Here is an 18,658-nt window from a genome sequence, read left to right as displayed (position 1 = left end):
TCAGATCGTCTCCAATTCCGAGAGGAAGTCTTGCAGTTCGTTGAGATCGCTCTCGGAACCCAGTCTCAGATAAGGGACGGTTGACGCTACGTAGTCTTTAAGCGATTCGGCCTTGAACAGCAGATCCAGCGGTACGGTGGTACCGAGCTCGGTTTCGACGCGCGCGGTGACCTGAGTGGCCAGCAGCGAGTGGCCGCCCAGTTCGAAGAAATGATCGTCGAGCCCCACCTGCTCCACCTGCAGGACCGATGCCCAGATCCCTGCAATCTGCTGCTCCAACACTGACTCCGGCGCCACGTAAGGACGCCCGCAACCCACCGTCTCCGGCAGTGGCAAGGCCTTGCGGTCGAGCTTGCCGTTCGGTGACAGCGGCAGGCTGGCCAGCCAGGTAAAGCTCGATGGCACCATATAGTCCGGAAGGTTCTTGGCCAGCGCCTGGCGTACGTGCTGGCGCACTTGGTGGCGAGATTGCTCGGTGTCGAGCACCGCGCCATCCTGTGCCACCAGGTAGGCATGCAATTGCTGACCCTGGGCACCGACGCTGGCAATCACGGCGGCTTCGGCCACTTCGGGGAGCTGACGCAGGCGCGCTTCGATCTCACCGGCTTCGACCCGGAAGCCACGTATCTTCACCTGGCTGTCCAGGCGCCCGAGGTATTCGAGGTTGCCACAAGGCAGCTCGCGAACCAGGTCACCGCTGCGATACAAGCGTGCGCCACACGGGTCGAACGGATCGCAGACGAAACGGTCGGCAGTCAGCCCCGGGCGCTGCAGATACCCCAGGGCGACCCCTTCACCGCCCAGGTACAACTCGCCCGGCATGCCCTTGGCCACCGGCTGCAGGCAAGCATCGAGCACATAGCCGCTACGCTGGCCGATGCGCTTGCCAATCGGCGCGTAGGCCGTTGGGCAAGGGTCCTGGCGTCCGGCTTTCCAGATCAGCGGTGTGACCACGGTTTCGGTCGGCCCGTAACCGTTGATCATGTACTCCGGGTCCAGCGCCCGACGCACCAGATCAAAGCTCGCCCGCGGCACCGCATCACCGCCAAAGCACAGCACCCGCAAGCGCTGTGGCCGGCCCTGCTGCAGCGCACTCTCGGCCAGCTGGTGCAGGTACAGCGGCGGGAATGCGGCCACGCTCACACCGTACTGTTTCATGGCTTCCAGGGTCTGGCTCGGGGTCCACAGACTGTCGTCGCGGATCAGCAGGCTGGCACCGCTGGTAAGGACCGTCAGCCAGCGCTCATGGGCACCGTCGAAGGCAAACGACAGGAAGTGCAGCTCGCAATCGTCTTCATGCATTTCATAGCGTTCGGCAATGGCCTGGCAATGCATGCTCAGCGGCCCGTGGCTGACGCATACGCCCTTGGGCTGGCCGGTGGAGCCTGAGGTATAGATCACATACGCCAGGTCCTGCTCTTCGATAGCCAGCGCCAGCGCCTGGTCCGACAGGGCCTCCACGTCTTGGCTCAACTCATCGAGCAAGAGTACCTGGACCTGCGCCGGGCAGCTCAGCTGCGCAGCCAGTTGGCGCTGGCTCAGCAGCAGTGTCATGCCGCTGTCTTCGATCATGTAGGCCAGGCGCTCGGCAGGATAACTGGCGTCCATCGGCACATAGGCGGCGCCGGTCTTGAGAATCGCCAGCAACGCGATCGGCACCTCGACGCCACGGGCCAGGGCCACCCCGACCTTGACCCCGCGCCCTACGCCCAGGCTCAGCAGATGCCTGGCCAGGCGGTTGGAGGCCTGTTCAAGTTGAGCGAAATCGACCCGGCGCTGGCCGTCGATCAGCGCCGGGGCAAACGGTCGCTTGCACGCGTGTTCGGCAATCATGCCGAGCAACGAACGGCTGGCCGGGAAGTGCCACGGGCAGTCGCTGCCGGCCAGCAGGCGTTCGGCCTGCTGCGCGTCGTCGAGCAAACGCAGCTCACCCAACGGCAGCTCCAGCGACGCTTCGGCGATTTGCTGCAACAAGCCGCCAAGGTACTGATTCAGGCACGCCACCTGCTGATCAGTGAACGCCTCGCGCTGGTAGCTGTAATGAATGCTCAGTTGCGCATCCAGGGCTACAGCCAGGGTCAGCGGGTAATGCGTCTGTTCGTGGTTGCTCGGCAACCCGAACTGTACGTCTTGCGCCGAGTGGCGCTGCAAGGCTTCGGCCAACGGGTAGTTCTCGAACACCAGGATGCTGTCGAACAACGCATCGCCTCCCTGCCCGGCCCACGACTGGATCTCGAACAACGGCGTATGTTCGTGTTCACGCATCGCCAGGTTGAGTGCCTGCAGTTCGCCAAGCCAGGCCCCCAGCGGCTGTTGCGGCTGCGGTTCGGCGATCAGTGGCAAGGTGTTGATGAACAGCCCGACCTGCTCCTCGATCCCCGGCAAGTCACTGGGCCGGCCGGCAACTGTGGCGCCGAACGCCACGGCGGGCTGGTCGGTACAGCGTTGCAGCAGCAACAGCCATGCTGCCTGAACCAGGGTGTTGACGGTGACCTTGGCGTGGCGTGCAGCCTGCACCAGACGCGCTGTCGCTTGCTGGTCCAGACTGCTGCGCAGGTCCCCATGACCATGGCGCAGCGCAACATCATCGAGCACCATCCCCTGCAGCGCTTGCGACAAGCGGGTTGGCGCCGGCAGGCGGGCCAATTGAGCCTGCCAGAATGCACGATCACGCTGCACATCACGGCCTTGCAGCCACTGGATGTAGTCACGGTAACTGCCCGGGCTCGCTGCAACCGCCTGGCCGTTGTAACGCGCCAGCACCTCGCCGATCAGCCGGGCGTTGCTCCAGCCGTCGAGGAGAATGTGGTGGTTGGTGTAGATCAGCCGGTAGCTGTCGTCAGCCAGGCGCACCAGGACCAGACGCAACAACGGCGCCCGGCTCAAGTCGAAGGGACGCTCGCGCTCCTCCTGTTCCAGCGCCAGCACTGCCTGCTGCGCAGCCGGATGCGCGCGCCAGTCATGCTGAGTCATGTGCAGCGCTACATCACGCTGCACCAGCTGCAGCGGCTGGTGCATTTCGCCCTGCCAGATGAAGCCGCTGCGCAGAATCGGGTGAGCGGCCAGGGTCTCGCGCCAGGCCTGCTCGAAGCGCCCGACATCGAGCCCGTGAATGTCGACGCAGGTCTGGTTGATGTAGTCGCCCTGGCCCTGCCCGTAGCGCGCATGGAACAGCAGTCCCTGCTGCAACGGCGACAGTGGATAGAGGTCCTCCAGCTGGCGTGCGGCCAGCGGCAGGCGGTCGAGTTCAGCCTGGGTCAACCCGGCCAACGGGAAGTCCGACGGTGTGACACCGCCGTCACGGCTGTGCACGCACTCGCCGATCAACGCTTCGAGTTCGCGGATATAGGCAGCGGCCAGTGCCTCGATCGATGCCGGATCGAACATCGCCGTACTGAACGTCCAGCCCAGGGTCAGTTGGCCGCCATACACCTGACCGTCAATGCTCAGCCAGTTGCCCAGCGGCGCCTCTGCGCTCATGGTACGACCGAAGGCATCGCTGCAGGGTACGAACAAGGCCCCTTCATCGGCCTGGAAACTGCCATCGAACTGCCCCAGGTAGTTGAAGGTGATGCGCGGCGGCGGCAACGCCGCCAGGGCCTGCTGCACGGTTTCTTCCCCCAGGTAGCGCAGCGCACCAAAACTCACGCCACGCTGAGGAATCGCACGCAGCTGTTCTTTGACCTGTTTGAGGGTACCGACACGGTCTTCGGCAACGCTCAGGCGCACCGGGAACAGGCTGGTGAACCAGCCCAGGGTACGGCTCGGGTCAAGGTCATCGAACAAGCTTTCGCGGCCATGGCCCTCCAGCTCCAGCAGGACTTCGGCGCGCCCCGTCCAGTCGGCGACCACCCTGGCCAGGGCGGTCAGCAACAGGTCATTGACCTGAGTGCGATAGGCGGCCGGTGCCTGTTGCAGCAACTGCCGGGTCAGCGCGCTGTCGAGCTGCACCTTGATGCTCTGCGCATCACCTTGCACACACAGCGCGTGCGGATTGTTGGCCGGCAGCGTCGCGTCGGCGCCGGCCAACGCCGCCTGCCAGTGTTGTGCGGCATCGGCCCAGGCCGGGCTGCGCGCCTGTTCGGCCAGGCGCGCAGCCCAGCGTTGAGTCGAGGTGGTTCTGGCCGGCAGTTGCAGCGCAAGACCTGCGTGCAGCTGTCCATAAACAGCCTGCAGATCCTCCAACAGCACCCGCCACGACACACCGTCAATCACCAGGTGATGCACGGTCAGCAACAAACGCTGGGAAGCATCTTCAGCCTCAATCAACAGGCCGCGCAGCAGCGGCCCCTCGCCCAGGTCGAGGCTGCGCTGGGCGTTCTCGCACAGCGCCAGCAGCGACTCACCGGCCTCCACACGGGCGCGCCACAGCAGCGTTTGCCGTGGCGCTTGCGGGTCTGCGATATGCGCCTGCCAGCCCTGTTCGCCCTGACGGAAGCGGCTGCGCAGGCTGTCATGGTGCGCCACCACCGCTTGCAGGGCGTGCTCGAGCAGCTCGGCCTGCAAGGGCGTGGTGGTGCTCAGCAGGACGGTCTGGTTCCAGTGATGACGCGCCGGGATGGCTTCGTCGAAGAAACGTTGCTGCGCCGGTTGCAACACCAGTTCGCCGCTGACCGGCCCCTGATCGACCGCCGGCGCGAGCGCACCACGCTGAGCGATGCGCGCTAACTCGCGCACCGTCTGGTACTTGAACAGGTCACGAGGCGAGAACAGGATGCCGGCCTGACGAGCCCGGCTGACGACCTGGATCGAGATGATCGAGTCACCGCCCAGCTCGAAGAAATTATCCGCTACCCCCACCTGTGGCAGGCGCAGCACCTGCGCCCAGAGCTCGGCGATCTCACGCTCCAGGGCATTGCCTGGAGCCACGGGCTGCGTCGCGGTGTCCTGTTCTTGCATAGGCGGCAGCGCATGGCGATCGAGCTTGCCATTGAGGGTCATCGGCAGTTGCGCCAGGCACATGATCCGCCGCGGCACCATGTGCTCGGGCAGACGTTCGCGCAACAGTGCCTGTAAAGCATCAGACTCCAGGGCCTGACCTGCCACGTAGGCAACCAGACGTGCGCCAGCAGGCCCGGGCCGAGCAATCACCGCCGCTTCGCGCACGCGATCCAAACTCAGCAGCGCGGCTTCGATCTCGCCCGGTTCGATCCGGAACCCGCGAATTTTCAGCTGCTCGTCGATACGGCCAGCAAACACCACCCGGCCATCGTCCAGATAGCGCCCGGCATCCCCCGTGCGGTACAGGCGTTCACCCACTGCGCCTAACGGATCGGGGACGAAGCGCTCGGCCGTCAACCCAGGCTGATGCAGGTAACCACGCGCCAACCCCAGGCCACCGATCAGCAGCTCGCCACGCACCGACTTCGGCACCAGGTTCAACTCAGCATCGAGCAGATAAGCCCGGCGCTGGCCGACCGGCCGACCAATACTCGGCTTGCCGCCCAGCCCGCTGCCCGGCCGGTAGTGGTCCAGCAACGGGCTGATCACCGCTTCAGTCGGGCCATAGGCGTTGAACAAGCGCTCGAAACTGAAATGACCGAGCCCCTGAATCAGCTGCTCGTCCCAAGCCTCACCCCCCAGTACACAGGTGCGCACGGCAACCTGGCGGCCCGAAGCGGCCAGGGCCTGGTCGAACTGAGCGAGATAGGCCGGCGGCAGATCGACCATATCGATGTGATGACGTTGCAGTTGATCGGCCAGTTCATCGCCACTCCACTGCGCCACGTCACCCAGCAACAGCCGGGCGCCACTGCCAAGCGCCATGAAGATCTGTTCGGCCGCTGCGTCAAAACTCGCTGAAGCGAACTGCAGCAAGCCATCACCCGCACCCACCGCGTACAACGCGGCAGCCGCCTGGCAATGCATGGCCAGAGCGCCATGGCTGACGGCCACGCCTTTGGGCAGACCAGTGGAGCCAGAGGTGTAGATGACATAGGCCAGGTTTTGTCCGAGTACCTGCAGCGGCGCGGGCACGACCGGCGCGACGCTGTCGTCCGGGCTGATACTGCAGCGGCGAACCGCCGCCAGCGCCTGCATCCACGGGGCCGGGGTGTCGCACAGCAGTACGCTCAGGCCGCTGTCATTGACCATGTGTTTCAGGCGTTCAACCGGATAGGCCGGGTCCAGCGGCACATAGGCGGCGCCCGCCCGGTGCACCGCCAGCAACGCGACAATCAGTTCAAAACCGCGGGGTGCACAGACGCCGACCAGGGTGTCGGGAGCAACGCCCATCGCCTGCAGACGTGCAGCCAGTTGCGCGACACGCTGCTGAAGCTGGCCATAGCTGAGGCTCTGCTCACCCAGAATCAGCGCTGTCGCAGAAGGTGCCGAAGCAGCATGCGCCTCGAACAACTCGATGACGCTGGCCGCTGCACTGGATGGCGGCACAGGGGCGCACAATGCCTGCTGCTCGTTGCTGCTGAGCAAGGCCAGTGCCGCTACCGGCGTGGCCGGAGTGCTGACCACAGCCTCAAGCAGATTCAGCCAGTGCCCGAGCATCTGCTCGATACGGCTGCGCTCAAACAGGTCGGCCGCGTACAGCAGGGAAACCTGGATGGCGTCACGGGTTTCCAGGGTCTCCAGGGTCAGGTCAAATTGCGCGGTGATGCCATCCAGCGGCAGCTCCTGGGCGCTGAGCCCATGCAGGCTGTTGCTGCCGACTTCGCCTTCGCGACTGGACAGGTGGTTGTACATGACCTGGAACAATGGATTGTGGTCAGCCAGGCGCTGTGGGTTGAGCGCCTCCACCAGCCGGTCAAACGGCAGATCCTGATGGGCCTGGGCGGCCAACACCGCTTCGCGCACCCGGCACAGGTGGTGCAGCGCCGAAGCCTGTGGTTCGATCTGCAAGCGCAGTACCAGGGTGTTGACGAAGAAGCCGATCAGGCCTTCGACCTCTTCACAATTACGGTTGCTGATCGGTACGCCGATGCGCAGGTCCGACTGGCCGCTGTAACGTTGCAACAGCAAACCGAACACCCCCAGGAACAACTGGAACTGGGTCATGTTGTGCTGCGCCAGGAAGCTGCGCAAACGCGCCTCCAGCGTTACCGGCAAACGCAGGTCGATGCGCCCTTCGCGCATCACCGCGCCTGGCACACGCGGATGATCCAGCGGCAACTCAAGCAACGGCTGCTCGCCGCCCAACTGCACAGTCCAGTAATCGAGCTGGCGCTGCATTTCACCCTCGGCCAGCCATTGCCGCTGCCACTGCGCATAATCGGCGTAATGCACCGCCAGTGCCGGGTGATCCGGCAACTGGCCAAGGCAACAGGCCTGGTAGTTGCTGACGAACTCGCGCGCCATCACATCCATTGACCAGCCATCGCAGACAATATGATGCAAGGTCAGCACCAGGACATGTTCGTCCTCGGCACACTGCAGCAGCTTGACCCGCAGCAAGGGCCCGTGGTCCAGGTCGAACAGACGCTGAGTCTCCTGGACCGCCCGCTGGCGCACCAAAGCGTCATCGGCCCAACCGTTTTCGTGGCGCAGCGACTCGTACTCAAGGGTGACCGGCTGCGCCGGCTGAATGACCTGCAGCAAGGTCTCGCCGTTCAGGCGGAAGGTGGTGCGCAGGGGCTCGTGGCGCGCCACCAGCGCATCGAAAGCCGTCTGCACGGCCGCCAGGTTCAACGCGCCACGCAGGCGCACCACAATCGGCGTGTTGTAGGCCGGATTGTCCGGGTTGAGGGTCCAGAACAGCCATTGCCGGTACTGGGCATGGGACGCAGGCAGGTCTGCGTCGCGCCCCAGGGCCTGGATCTGTGTGCGGCCACTGCCCGGCACCAGGTGTTCCAGTGCCGCACACCACTGGCCGAAGGTGGCATGTTCGAACAGACTGCGCAGCGGTACTTCCAGGGCCAGGCGGCTGCGCAAGCGGGCAATGACCCGGGTCGCCAGCAGCGAGTGGCCGCCCAGGGCGAAGAAATTATCCGCCAGGCCCACCCGCTCGACCTTCAACACCTCGCGCCAGACCTCGGCCAGACTAATCTGCAGCGCAGTGTGCGGCGCCTCGAAAGCGCCGCTGGCACTCGCCGCCGGCTGTGGCAAGGCCTGGACATCGAGCTTGCCATTGAGGGTCAACGGCAGCGCCGGGAGCGCCAGTAGCTGTGCCGGAATCATGTACTCCGGCAGGCTCGCGGCCAGTTGCTGGCGCACCTGCGCCAGGGCGACCCCGGCAACCGTGTCGGCCTCAAGCACCAACCAGGCCAGCAGTTGCGCCGATGGCCCGTCACCGACCAGCCGCACCACGGCTTCGCGCACCTGCGGCTGAGCCTGCAAACTGGCAGCGATTTCTCCCAATTCGACCCGAAAGCCGCGAATCTTCAGTTGATGGTCGCTACGGCCAACATAGTCGATGACACCCTCGGCATCGCGACGAACCAGGTCGGCACTGCGGTAAGTCCGGCTACCCGGCGTGCCGAACGGATCCGGCACGAAGCGCTCGGCGGTGAGTCCCGGACGCCCGTGATAACCCCGTGCCAAACCGGCACCGGCCACATACAGCTCACCGGCCACCGCGGCGGGTACCGGCATCAGTGCCGCATCGAGCACGCTCAAGCTGACGTTGGCCAACGGCCGCCCCAGGGGCAGACGCTGCCCCTCGGCACTGAGCTGGGCATCTTGGGTCAAGACACCCACCGTCGTCTCGGTCGGGCCATAGTGGTTGAGGATCCGACAAGCACCGGCCACTGAACGCAAACGTTGCAGCAGCGCTGGCGAGCAGGCCTCGCCACCCAGGACCAGGGTGTGCCGCGGCAGCGCCCGGGCATCGGCCACCTCGCCGAGCAAGGCATCCATGTGCGACGGCACGATCTTCAGCACATCGACAGCGTGCTGGCTCATGTAAGTGGCAAAACGCTCGGCGTCGAGCGCCGTGTCGCGCTCGATCACATGCAACGTGCGCCCGGCGCACAGGGCGGCAAACAGTGTGGTGTGGCCCAGGTCCGCCGACAGCGTGGAGACGATTGCCAGGCTGCGCACCTGATCCAGCGGCAGCACGTGAGCGATGCCCTGGACGTAGTTGGCCAGGGCGCCATGGCTGATCATCACGCCTTTGGGCCGCCCGGTGGAGCCGGAGGTGTAAATCACATAGGCAAGGTGTTCGGGCAATACGGCAACCTGAGGCTCATGGTCTGGCCACTCGGCATGGACCTGATCGAGCAACAGCACGTCCAGTTGATCAGCTCCCGGTAGACGTTCGAGCAGGTGTGACTGGGTCAGCAGGTGAGCGATGCCACTGTCCTCGATCATGTACTGCAGACGCTCATGGGGCAGGTCCGGATCCAGCGGCACATAGGCGGCGCCAGCCTTGAGCACGGCCAGCAGGCCGACGATCATCTGCGCACTGCGCTCGACTGCAATCCCTACCCGGGTTTCCGGCCCGCACCCTGCGGCCATCAGCCGATGCGCCAGACGGTTGGCCTGGGATTGCAGTTGCTCGTCGCTCAGCACCTGTTCGGCACACACCACTGCCGGATTCGGGGTGTCGGTGCGCCGACGCATCAGCGCCAGCACGCTTGCGCAGGCAAACACCTGCGGCGCTGGTCGGGCATCGCTCAGGCACGCCGTCTGCTCGGCCTGGTCGAGCATCGGCAACGCCTCAAGGCGAACTTCACCGCCCGCACACAGGCCCTGCAGCAGGTTCTGCCAGTGACGGCGCAAGCGTTCGACACTGCTCGCCTCGAACAACGCCGCACAGTAATTGAAGGCCGCCTGCACCTGACCTTCACGCTCGAAGGTGTCCAGACCGAGATCGAACGGCGAAGTGCGCGAACGCCAGGGCAATGGACTGATCTGCAAGCCACTGGCCATCCTCAGCGCGTTGAGCTGCCCGCCTTCGGTCTGGTGGTTGTAGAGCACCTGGAACAGCGGGTTGACCCCTGGCCGACGCTCCACCTTGAGGCCCTCGACCAGGCGCTCGAAAGGCAGTTCCTGATGCGCCTGAGCGCCGAGAGCAGCCTCGCGCACCTGTGCCAGCAACTCGGCCACAGTCATGTCCGGCTGGATCACGCTGCGCAGCACCTGGGTATTGACGAAGAAACCGATCAGACCCTCGGTTTCGACCCGGTTGCGATTGGCGATTGGCATACCGACGCGTATGTCGTGCTGCTGACTGTAGCGCTGTAGCAACAGCTGGAACCCGGCCAGCAACACCATCGACAAGGTCAGGCCATGCTGGCCGGCAAGGGCTGTGAGGTCGCGCACCAGTTGCGCGTCCAGCGTCCACTCCAGGCGCTTGCACTGCCGATCCTGCAACGCGCTGCGCGGGTGATCCAGCGGCAGTTCCAGCAGCGGATCCTCGTCACCCAACTGCGCCTGCCAGTAAGCCAGCTGACGCGCTTGCTCCCCGGCTTCAAGCCAACGGCGCTGCCACAGGCCGTAATCGGCATATTCGATCGGCAGCGCCGGCAATGCCAACGGACGCCCCTGGCAATGCGCTTCGTAACACTGGCTGAAGGTTTCGAGCATGACTCCCATCGACCAACCGTCGGCAACGATGTGGTGCAGGGTCAGCAGCAACACATGATGCTCGTCGGCCAATCGCAGCAGACGTACCCGCAGCAACGGGCCGGACTCCAGGTCAAAAGGCCGCGCGGACTCCGCCTGCACTTCCAGCGCCAGCGCCGCATCATCAAGCAGCTGTGCGCTCCAGTCCTCATGGCTGACCTGAGGCAACTGGCTCGCCGGCCTGCTCAGCACGCGCCCGTCCTCATCCTGGGCAAACACGCAACGCAAGGTGGCATGGCGCTCGACCAGGCTGGCAATGGCGGCGTCCACCGCAGCGGGCTGCAGCGGACCGAGCAGGCGCGCAGCGGTGGGGATGTTGTAACTGCTGGAGCGAGGGTCCAGGCGCCAGAGAAACCACATCCGCTGCTGGGCATACGACAACTCATCACGACCGGCGATGTCCACCGCCGATGAAATCGGGAATTGCGAAAAATCCAGCCCTTCAGCACTCAGGGTGCGAAGAAATACCTGACGCTTCTCCAATGGCAACTCGAGGAAACGACGGGCGAGCTTGAGGGATTTTTCGGCATTCATTGGTTTTCATCCGTGCACGTGGGCGTCGAGCAAAGGCTCAGCTATCCATGGGAAACGGACGAAACATTGGGAAAATTAGCGGCCTGCAGCCAGCGAAAGGGATCGCAAGTAATAATCAGAAACATTATCTAGAAAAAAACAGACGGGTTTTGCCCCACTCATCCGTCCTTTATAGAGACGAGTAGCCAACTGACGAGTGCGGCTGCCGACCGTTCACCTACAAAAGACAGGCTCATGTCGAAAAAGTCACGCTCAAAACTCTGGTTTCTGGTCCACAGTTGGCTCGCCCTGCCGATCTGGTTCTTCGTCCTGATCGTTTGCGTTACCGGCACCCTGGCCGTGGTCAGCCAGGAGATCGTCTGGCTGGCCAACCCGGATGTGCGCGCCAGCAAACCCAGCGATGATGCCGAGCGGCTCAGCTACCAGCAGGTGCTCGACGCCCTGAACAAGGCCGAGCCAGACATGGCCGTGCGTTTTCTCAGCCAGCCGGACGGCTCGCACTTCGCCCTGCACGCGGCCGTGACCTATGCCGACGGCAGCGCCCCGATGCTTTACGTCAACCCCTACACCGGGGCGATCCAGGGCAAGAGCCCGTCCTTCAGCTTTGAGGACTTTACCCGTGCCTTGCACGGCTGGTGGCTGGTGCCCTTCACCAACGGCTACAGCTGGGGCTGGTACCTGGTGTCGCTGCTCGGCCTGCCGATGCTGGCCTCGCTGGTCACAGGGCTGGTGGTCTACAAGCGGTTCTGGAAAGGGTTCTTCAAACCAACGCTGCGCTTCAACCATGGCGCGCGGATCTTCTGGGGCGACTTTCACCGCCTGAGCGGAATCTGGTCGATCTGGTTCATCGCGGTCATCTCCATCACCGGCACCTGGTTCCTGATCCAGGCGATCCTCGCCGACAACCACATCACCGTCTCCACCGAGCCTGTGGTGCCGGTAATCGCCCGCGAGGATGTGCCGCTGACTCAGTCCGGCGAGCCTGCGCCACGCATCAATCTGGATGAAGCCACGCGCATCGCCAAGGCGCAAATTCCCGGCCTCGACGTGAGTTTCGTATCGCTGCCCGGCAACGCCTACGCCCACGTCTACCTGGGCGGGCGCGGTTGGTATCCGTTGATGTTCCAGACCGCCAACGTCAACCCCTACAACAGCAAGATCGAGGCACAGTTCCTGGTCGGCGACCGTTCGCCTCTGGAGTTCGTCACCGAATCCATGCGCCCGCTGCACACCGGCGACTTCGGCGGCCTGGCCATCAAGCTGATCTGGGCCTTCTTCGGCCTGGTGCTGTCGATGATGGTCCTCAGCGGCCTGCTGATCTGGACCAAACGCACCGCCCAGGCCACCGCCGCGGCGCTGAAACGCACTGAACGCACTTCGCGCAAGAGCAACAGGACCTGCGCCGATACCGCTACGGAGGCCAGCCTATGAGCAAGGCAACAGTTGCGCCGCAAAGCCCGCTGAGCCGTTTCTGGCATAAATGGCGCTTTCATCTGAACATCCTGCTGGTGCTGATCCCGCTGGGCTTCATGCCCAAATACTTTGCCGAAACGGCGCTGTTCCGTGGTGACAACGGTCTGGGTGAGCGGGAGCTGGGCGAAATCCAGGTCGGCCCCTGGAGCCTGCAACTGGCCGAGCTGCGCGACCAGGCACCGCTGGCCGACGGCCCGGCTGGCCACTTCAAGACCTTCAACGCCAGCCTCTGCAGAACCTGCACCGAATCGATCAAGGCCGTTTATCTGCGTATCGGCAAACCGCGCAGCCTGCGTGCTGCCGGCACGATTTTCTTCGGCCCGCCATACCGCATGGCGACCAGCCTGCCGATCCCGGTCAAAACCCGTCCGGACGCTGAAATCTGGATCACCCTCGAAGGCTGGGACGGCAGCATGCACCAGGCATCTATACCGCTGGCCAAGGCATCGCCGGCCACCGTCGCCTGGCTGAACAAACAAGGAGGCAAATGATGAAGTCCACCGTCCGCAAGCTGCTCCTGCCCCTGCTGTTGCTCGGCGCCGCCAGCCCGGCCCTGGCCCATAACCCGATGTGCGAGTGCAAGCCGATCGACGGCGAGCAAATCGAATGCACCGGCGGCTTTTCCGATGGCAGCGGCGCGCCGGGGGTGACCCTCGACGTGATCGGCTACAACGAAGAAATCCTCGTGCCCGGCAAGCTCGGGGAAAACTCCAAGCTGACCTTCAAGCGCCCCGCAGGCGAGTTCTATGTGCTGTTCGACGCCGGCCCCGGCCACGTGGTGGAAATCGACTACGCAGATATCGAGCAATGAGCCGGGTCCAGGTGGTGCGCCCGGCCGGTGCCGGGCATGAAACCCTGTATGTGTTGCTGGTCAGCCTGCTGATCCTCGCCGTGGCCGCGGGCATTGTTGCCCTGCGCGGCGAGCGTCATGACGAAGTCAGCATCGAGGCCCATCAACTCGACGCCCGCCGCGACCTCAGCGCCGCCGAGCAAGGGGTGTATGCCGACCTGCGGGTGGCCTTCGAGGAAATCCAGCTGCGCCGCGAAGAAGATCCGGCCCTGGTCGAGGTTGCAGTGTTGGTCGAAGAAGGCTTCCCGCCGTTCATCAAGGATGCCAGCAGCGCCAGCCGCGGCGAGCATCAATGGCAACGGCTCGGCGAACAGGCCTACCTCGGCCTGAGCCAGTCACCAAGCGTGGCCGGCAGTTTCCTCATGCTGGTGCCTGCACAGCACGACGGCGCCGCCGATGTCTGGCTGCAGCGCAAGGCTGACGCCCGTGCGCCTGCCGAGCTGACCCCCGCCGCTCTGATCGCCGCCGGCTGGCAGCAGATCGCCGCCCACTACGACGCTGGCGTCACCCGCCAGCATCGCCACTGACACAAGGACGCCCCATGCTTCGCTCCACCCTCGCCCGTCGTCTTCTGACCGTGCTCATTGCTGTGGCCCTGCCCGGCCTGGCCCAGGCCGCCGTCGATGGCAAGCCGCTGCGTATCGGCATCACCCTGCACCCGTACTACAGCTACGTGACCAACATCGTTGGCGACAAGGCCGAAGTGGTGCCGCTGATTCCGGCCGGTTTCAACCCTCACGCCTACGAGCCACGGGCCGAGGACATCAAGCGCATCGGCAGCCTCGATGTGGTGGTGCTCAACGGCATCGGCCACGATGACTTTGCCGACCGCATGATCGCCGCCAGCGAAAAGCCGCAAATCACCGTGATCGAATCCAACACCAACGTCCCGCTGCTGGCCGCCACCGGTGTTGCCGCGCGCGGCGCAGGCAAGGTAGTCAACCCGCACACCTTCCTGTCGATCAGCGCCAGCATCGCCCAGATCAACAACATCGCCCGCGAGCTGGGCAAGCTCGATCCGGACAACGCCAAGTACTACAGCCAGAACGCCCGTGCCTATGCCAAACGCCTGCGCAAACTGCGCGCCGACGCCCTGGCCCAGGTCACGCAAGCACCGGGCGCGGAGTTCCGCGTTGCCACCATCCACGCCGCCTACGACTACCTGGTGCGTGAATTCGGCCTGGAAGTCACTGCCGTGGTGGAACCGGCCCACGGCATCGAGCCGAGCCCGAGTCAGTTGAAGAAAACCATCGACCAGCTCAAGGCCCTGGATGTGAAAGTGATCTTCTCGGAAATGGATTTCCCCTCGGCCTATGTCGAAACCATCCAGCGCGAGTCCGGGGTGAAGATCTACCCGCTGACGCACATCTCCTATGGCGACTACAGCAAGGAGAAATACGAAGTGGAGATGAAGCGCAACCTCGACACCGTGGTGCGGGCGATCAAGGAGTCGCAGGCATGACCGTCGCCGAAATCGTCATCACCCAGCCATGCGGGCCGGACATCGAGTTCGCTGGCATCGATCTGACCCTGGGGCGCACGCGGATTCTCGACCAGGTCAGCTTCAAGGTCGCCACCGGTAGCGTTCACGCCCTGGTCGGCCCCAACGGCGGCGGCAAGAGTTCGCTGATCAAGACCCTGCTCGGGCAGATGCCGCACCAGGGCCAGCTGACCCTGAGCTGGCCGACGGATGCGCAGGTGATCGGCTATGTGCCGCAGGCGCTGGAGTTCGACCGCGGCCTGCCGATGACCGTCGACGATTTCATGGCGGCCATGTGTCAGCGCCGACCGGCTTTTCTTGGATTGTCGCGCAAGGTTGCCCCGGCTATCGACGCGGCGCTGGAGCGGGTCGGCATGCTCGACAAGCGCAAGCGACGCATGGGCGCCCTCTCCGGTGGTGAACGTCAGCGCGTGCTGCTGGCCCAGGGCCTGATTCCGGCCCCGCAACTGCTGGTGCTGGATGAGCCGATGTCGGCGCTGGACGAAGCCGGCATCCAGGTGTTCGAACGCCTGCTGCTGGACTGGCGCGCCGCCGGCACCACGGTGCTGTGGATCGAACACGACCTGCAAGCGGTGGCGCGCCTGGCCGACAAGGTCACCGGGCTCAGCCGCCGGGTGCTGTTCGACGCCCCGCCGAAACAGGCCCTGACCCCGGATCGCCTGCTCAGCCTGTTCTCCATCCACCCGCGCAGCGAGAGCGTCGCCTGATGAACTACGAAGAATTTCGCCTGCTGATCCAGGGTTGGGCCAGTTCCGGTTATCTGCCTGAGGCCCTGGCCTATGGCTTTGTGGTCAACGCCCTGCTCGCCGGCCTGATGATCGGCCCGGTACTCGGCGGGCTTGGCACCCTGGTGGTGGTCAAGCGCTTTGCCTTCTTCTCAGAGGCCGTCGGCCACGCGGCGCTGACTGGGGTGGCCATCGGCATCCTCCTCGGTGAACCCTACACCGGTCCGTATGGCAGCCTGTTCGGCTACTGCCTGCTGTTCGGCATCCTGCTGAACTTTTTGCGCAACCGCACCGGGTTGTCGCCAGACACCTTGATCGGCGTGTTCCTCTCGGTGTCCCTGGCCCTGGGCGCGAGTCTGCTGCTGATGCTCGCCGGCAAGATCAACGTACACATCCTCGAAAACGTCCTGTTCGGTTCGGTGCTCACCGTCAGCGGCCAGGACCTGCTGGTGCTCGGCGTCGTCGGTACGCTGGTACTGGCGCTGGCCCTGCCGCTGTACAACCGCATCATGCTCGCCAGTTTCAACCCGCAGCTGGCGGCGGTGCGTGGTGTGGCGGTAAAAAGCCTGGATTACCTGTTCGTGGTGCTGGTGACCTTGGTCACGGTGGCGGCAGTGAAGGTTATCGGTGCGATTCTGGTGGGTGCCCTGCTGGTGATTCCGGCCGCTGCCGCACGCCTGATCAGCCAGTCGCTCAAGGGCTTCTTCTGGGCCTCGGTGCTGATCGCCACCCTGAGCACCCTGGTCGGCATCCTGCTGCCGATCGTCTTCGACCTGCCGGTGCCTTCGGGCGCGGCAATCATCCTCGTCGCCGGCTGCTGCTTCGCCCTCGCCGCCCTGGCCCGCGGCCTTGTCCCACGCCTGCAAGGAAATCCGGCATGACCTTCGATCTCAAGCACCTGTGCCTGGCGCTGGCCCTGGCCGGCCTGCCCACCTTGAGCCTGGCGCAGAACGCCCCGGCTGCGGCCCAGCAAGCGGCGGGCATCACCGTGCTCGCCTCGCTGCCGGTCACCCACGCCCTGGCCAGCGCCCTGCTCGATGGCACCGCAGTCAAGCTGCAGCGCGCCGCGCCGGCGAACATTCCGGCGTCGCGCCAGCCGTCCTACTTCAGTGGCCGCGGTGGCGCGAGCTTGCAGAAAGCAGCGAGCCAGGCCGATGCGGTGATCGCCCTGCGTTCGATCTGGAGCGACGACCCGCTGTATCCGGTGGCGCGGCGCAGCAACATCCGCATCGTCGAAATCGACGCCGCCCGCCCGGTGGACGGCGAGTTGCCGGGGATCGCTGTACAAGGCAACAATGCCTTTGCCGCCTACCCGTGGCTCAACCCCAGCAACTTCGGGCGCATGGCCGATGTGCTGGCCAACGACCTGGGCCGCCTGAGCCCAGGCGAGCAACCGAAAATCCAGGCCAACCTGGCCAGTCTCAAGCGTCAGTTGCTGGAACTCAGCGCGGGGAGCGAAGCGCGCCTGGCTGAGGCTGACAACCTTAGTGTGGTGAATCTTTCGGACCGTCTGGACTACCTGATCAGCGGCCTGAACCTGGACCTGATCGACCACCCGCGGGTGGCGGACGACCAGTGGGATGCGGCAGCGCTCAAACGCCTGGGTGACGAGCTCAAGGGGCAGGATGTGGCGCTGGTGTTGCATCACAAGCAGCCAAGCAAGGAAGTGGCGCAGGTGATTGCGGCTTCAGGTGCCAAGCTGCTGGTGGTGGATACTGATCCGCAAGATACGCTGGTGGGGTTGAAGGCCAGTGTCGAGCAAGTCGTAAATGCCTTGATCGCCGGCTGACCCGGCGGGAGCTGTGAACCCGGTGGGAGCGGGCTTGCCCCGCGATAGCGATTTTTCAGTCACATCGCATCGCGGGGCAAGCCCGCTCCCACCGCAAGCAAGCCCTCTGTTTCTGATTAAGCTCAGCGCTTCATGCACCGCTGATAGCGCTCATCCACCCGGTTGGCAAACCAGGCCGTGGTCAGTTTGCGGGTGATCTTCGGGCTCTTCAGTTCAATCCCCGGCAACTGCGCTCGCGGCAACGGTTTACCGGATTTACCTTCCGCCAGGGCATAGACCCCGCTATACAACCGGGTCTGTTCAAACGCCAGGCTGTCACCCTTCTCCAGCTGATCGCGAATGCTCGGGTTACGCAAGCCAAGCTGCTCGCCCAAACGCCGCGCGGCCTTCTCGGTGGTACCCGGCAGGATCGCTCCCGGCGCGATCAGGTCGCCATCCAGCGCCAGCTTCACCCCGCTGGCACGACTCAAGGCGCTCTGGAACGCCGCATTGCGACTGGCATACCAACCGGCGTTGAAGTCGGCAAAACGGTACACCTGGCGCTCATAGTGGCTGGGGTAGCCAAGCAGGTGAGCGATGCCGAAATACATGCCGCCACGGCGGCTGAAGACTTCCTGGCGGATCGTCCCGGTATGGCTGTAGGGGTAGTCGCGGGCATTGCGCTCGGCGAAATCAATGCTGACCTGCATCGGCCCACCGGTACGCACCGGGTTCAAATCACCCAACAACGTGCGACCCAGGGGCACACTGCCGATAAGGTCATCGAAAATCGCACTGAGCTGCTTTTCGCTGCGCACGGCGTCGAGTCGTTCGCTGTAGCTCTTGCCGTTGGGAGAGCGGGTCTGCAATGCAGCGTTAACCAGCATTTGCGGGATATGCAGGCGGGCGGCGCGGCGGTCGATTTCCTCGCGAGCAATACGGCCCAGGCCCGGCACCTGCGGGTCGGACTGGAAGGTCGACTCCTGCTCGGTCACCGCCAGCACCGCACACAGGTTGGAGCGGCTGGGGCTGATTTTCTGCGTGGCGAAGGCGGTCTGGATGTCGCGCGCCCAGCCTTCACGGTCCTTGGTTGCGGCAGGCAGCAAGCGCACGATCTGCGCCCGCACCTTGACAGGTTCCGCCTCAGGCTCTTCGCGCTGAGTAACGCAGCCCTGCACCGTCAACAACACGGCAACGGCTAGAACTAAACCTCGAACTTGCATGCAGCACCCTCGCCTCTTGCGGTAACACCAGCACAGTAGCGAGGGCCATGCCCGGCTGCAATCAGGCTG

General features: G+C 64.5%; 10 protein-coding genes and 2 pseudogenes. 8 read left to right on the top strand and 4 right to left on the bottom strand.

Annotated features, from left to right (window positions below; genetic code table 11):
• The 3 genes and pseudogenes from PSAKL28_RS09555 to PSAKL28_RS28700 form a co-directional block, all read right to left on the bottom strand.
• Positions 1 to 8,127 carry a non-ribosomal peptide synthetase gene (locus PSAKL28_RS09555; protein ID WP_442604622.1) on the bottom strand — a complete coding sequence of 2,709 codons (8,127 nt, stop codon included), beginning with the start codon at positions 8,125 to 8,127 and terminating at the stop codon, positions 1 to 3.
• Positions 8,113 to 9,429 (bottom strand): annotated as a pseudogene (locus PSAKL28_RS28705) (amino acid adenylation domain-containing protein); the annotation flags it as partial. The pseudogene PSAKL28_RS28705 and the gene PSAKL28_RS09555, both read right to left, overlap by 15 nt.
• Positions 9,430 to 9,585: 156 nt before the next feature.
• Positions 9,586 to 11,049, bottom strand: a pseudogene (locus tag PSAKL28_RS28700) (condensation domain-containing protein); the annotation flags it as partial.
• Positions 11,050 to 11,283: 234 nt separating this feature from the next.
• Between PSAKL28_RS28700 and PSAKL28_RS09550 the strand changes: the two are divergent.
• The 8 genes from PSAKL28_RS09550 to PSAKL28_RS09515 are packed head-to-tail and all read left to right on the top strand — an operon-like array spanning position 11,284 to position 17,387.
• Entirely contained in the window at positions 11,284 to 12,480 is a 1,197-nt protein-coding gene (locus tag PSAKL28_RS09550) for a PepSY-associated TM helix domain-containing protein (protein WP_038609420.1), read from the top strand.
• Complete coding sequence (locus PSAKL28_RS09545; RefSeq protein WP_038609417.1) at positions 12,477 to 13,013, top strand: PA2404 family protein; 537 nt, start codon at positions 12,477 to 12,479, stop codon at positions 13,011 to 13,013. The genes PSAKL28_RS09550 and PSAKL28_RS09545 overlap by 4 nt, the downstream gene beginning before the upstream one ends.
• Complete coding sequence (locus PSAKL28_RS09540; RefSeq protein ID WP_038609414.1) at positions 13,013 to 13,333, top strand: hypothetical protein; 321 nt, start codon at positions 13,013 to 13,015, stop codon at positions 13,331 to 13,333. The genes PSAKL28_RS09545 and PSAKL28_RS09540 overlap by 1 nt, the downstream gene beginning before the upstream one ends.
• The gene (locus tag PSAKL28_RS09535) at positions 13,330 to 13,899 is read left to right on the top strand and encodes a DUF6162 family protein (RefSeq protein ID WP_038609412.1); all 570 of its coding nucleotides are present in this window, start codon (positions 13,330 to 13,332) and stop codon (positions 13,897 to 13,899) included. The genes PSAKL28_RS09540 and PSAKL28_RS09535 overlap by 4 nt, the downstream gene beginning before the upstream one ends.
• Positions 13,900 to 13,913: 14 nt before the next feature.
• Positions 13,914 to 14,834, top strand: a complete 921-nt coding sequence (locus PSAKL28_RS09530; protein WP_038609409.1) for a metal ABC transporter substrate-binding protein — start codon at positions 13,914 to 13,916, stop codon at positions 14,832 to 14,834.
• Positions 14,831 to 15,580 (top strand): metal ABC transporter ATP-binding protein, encoded by a 750-nt coding sequence (locus PSAKL28_RS09525; protein ID WP_038609406.1) that lies wholly within the window; start codon positions 14,831 to 14,833, stop codon positions 15,578 to 15,580. Before PSAKL28_RS09530 ends, PSAKL28_RS09525 begins: the two co-directional genes overlap by 4 nt.
• Positions 15,580 to 16,479, top strand: coding sequence for a metal ABC transporter permease (locus PSAKL28_RS09520; protein WP_038609404.1), 900 nt, complete (start codon positions 15,580 to 15,582; stop codon positions 16,477 to 16,479). Before PSAKL28_RS09525 ends, PSAKL28_RS09520 begins: the two co-directional genes overlap by 1 nt.
• Complete coding sequence (locus tag PSAKL28_RS09515) at positions 16,476 to 17,387, top strand: metal ABC transporter substrate-binding protein (protein ID WP_038609401.1); 912 nt, start codon at positions 16,476 to 16,478, stop codon at positions 17,385 to 17,387. The genes PSAKL28_RS09520 and PSAKL28_RS09515 overlap by 4 nt, the downstream gene beginning before the upstream one ends.
• Before the next feature lie 122 nt (positions 17,388 to 17,509).
• Here PSAKL28_RS09515 and PSAKL28_RS09510 read toward each other — a convergent pair whose 3' ends face one another.
• Positions 17,510 to 18,589: a DUF1615 domain-containing protein gene (locus PSAKL28_RS09510; protein WP_038609398.1), complete on the bottom strand. Its 1,080-nt coding sequence runs from the start codon at positions 18,587 to 18,589 to the stop codon at positions 17,510 to 17,512.
• Between the last annotated feature and the right edge of the window lie 69 nt (positions 18,590 to 18,658).

The organism is Pseudomonas alkylphenolica (genome assembly GCF_000746525.1).
GTDB classification, from domain to species: Bacteria; Pseudomonadota; Gammaproteobacteria; order Pseudomonadales; family Pseudomonadaceae; genus Aquipseudomonas; species Aquipseudomonas alkylphenolica.
Note: the sequence above shows the minus strand (reverse complement) of the source record. Positions and strands in the feature narration are given on the sequence as shown.

What these genes read in the sequence shown, in the direction of transcription:
- PSAKL28_RS09510 (WP_038609398.1), bottom strand. Translation starts at nt 18,589, where the DNA reads ATGCAAGTTCGAGGTTTAGTTCTAGCCGTTGCCGTGTTGTTGACGGTG.
- PSAKL28_RS09530 (WP_038609409.1), top strand. Translation starts at nt 13,914, where the DNA reads ATGCTTCGCTCCACCCTCGCCCGTCGTCTTCTGACCGTGCTCATTGCT.
- PSAKL28_RS09550 (WP_038609420.1), top strand. Translation starts at nt 11,284, where the DNA reads ATGTCGAAAAAGTCACGCTCAAAACTCTGGTTTCTGGTCCACAGTTGG.
- PSAKL28_RS09525 (WP_038609406.1), top strand. Translation starts at nt 14,831, where the DNA reads ATGACCGTCGCCGAAATCGTCATCACCCAGCCATGCGGGCCGGACATC.
- PSAKL28_RS09555 (WP_442604622.1), bottom strand. Translation starts at nt 8,127, where the DNA reads ATGATTCCGGCACAGCTACTGGCGCTCCCGGCGCTGCCGTTGACCCTC.
- PSAKL28_RS09535 (WP_038609412.1), top strand. Translation starts at nt 13,330, where the DNA reads ATGAGCCGGGTCCAGGTGGTGCGCCCGGCCGGTGCCGGGCATGAAACC.
- PSAKL28_RS09540 (WP_038609414.1), top strand. Translation starts at nt 13,013, where the DNA reads ATGAAGTCCACCGTCCGCAAGCTGCTCCTGCCCCTGCTGTTGCTCGGC.
- PSAKL28_RS09515 (WP_038609401.1), top strand. Translation starts at nt 16,476, where the DNA reads ATGACCTTCGATCTCAAGCACCTGTGCCTGGCGCTGGCCCTGGCCGGC.
- PSAKL28_RS09520 (WP_038609404.1), top strand. Translation starts at nt 15,580, where the DNA reads ATGAACTACGAAGAATTTCGCCTGCTGATCCAGGGTTGGGCCAGTTCC.
- PSAKL28_RS09545 (WP_038609417.1), top strand. Translation starts at nt 12,477, where the DNA reads ATGAGCAAGGCAACAGTTGCGCCGCAAAGCCCGCTGAGCCGTTTCTGG.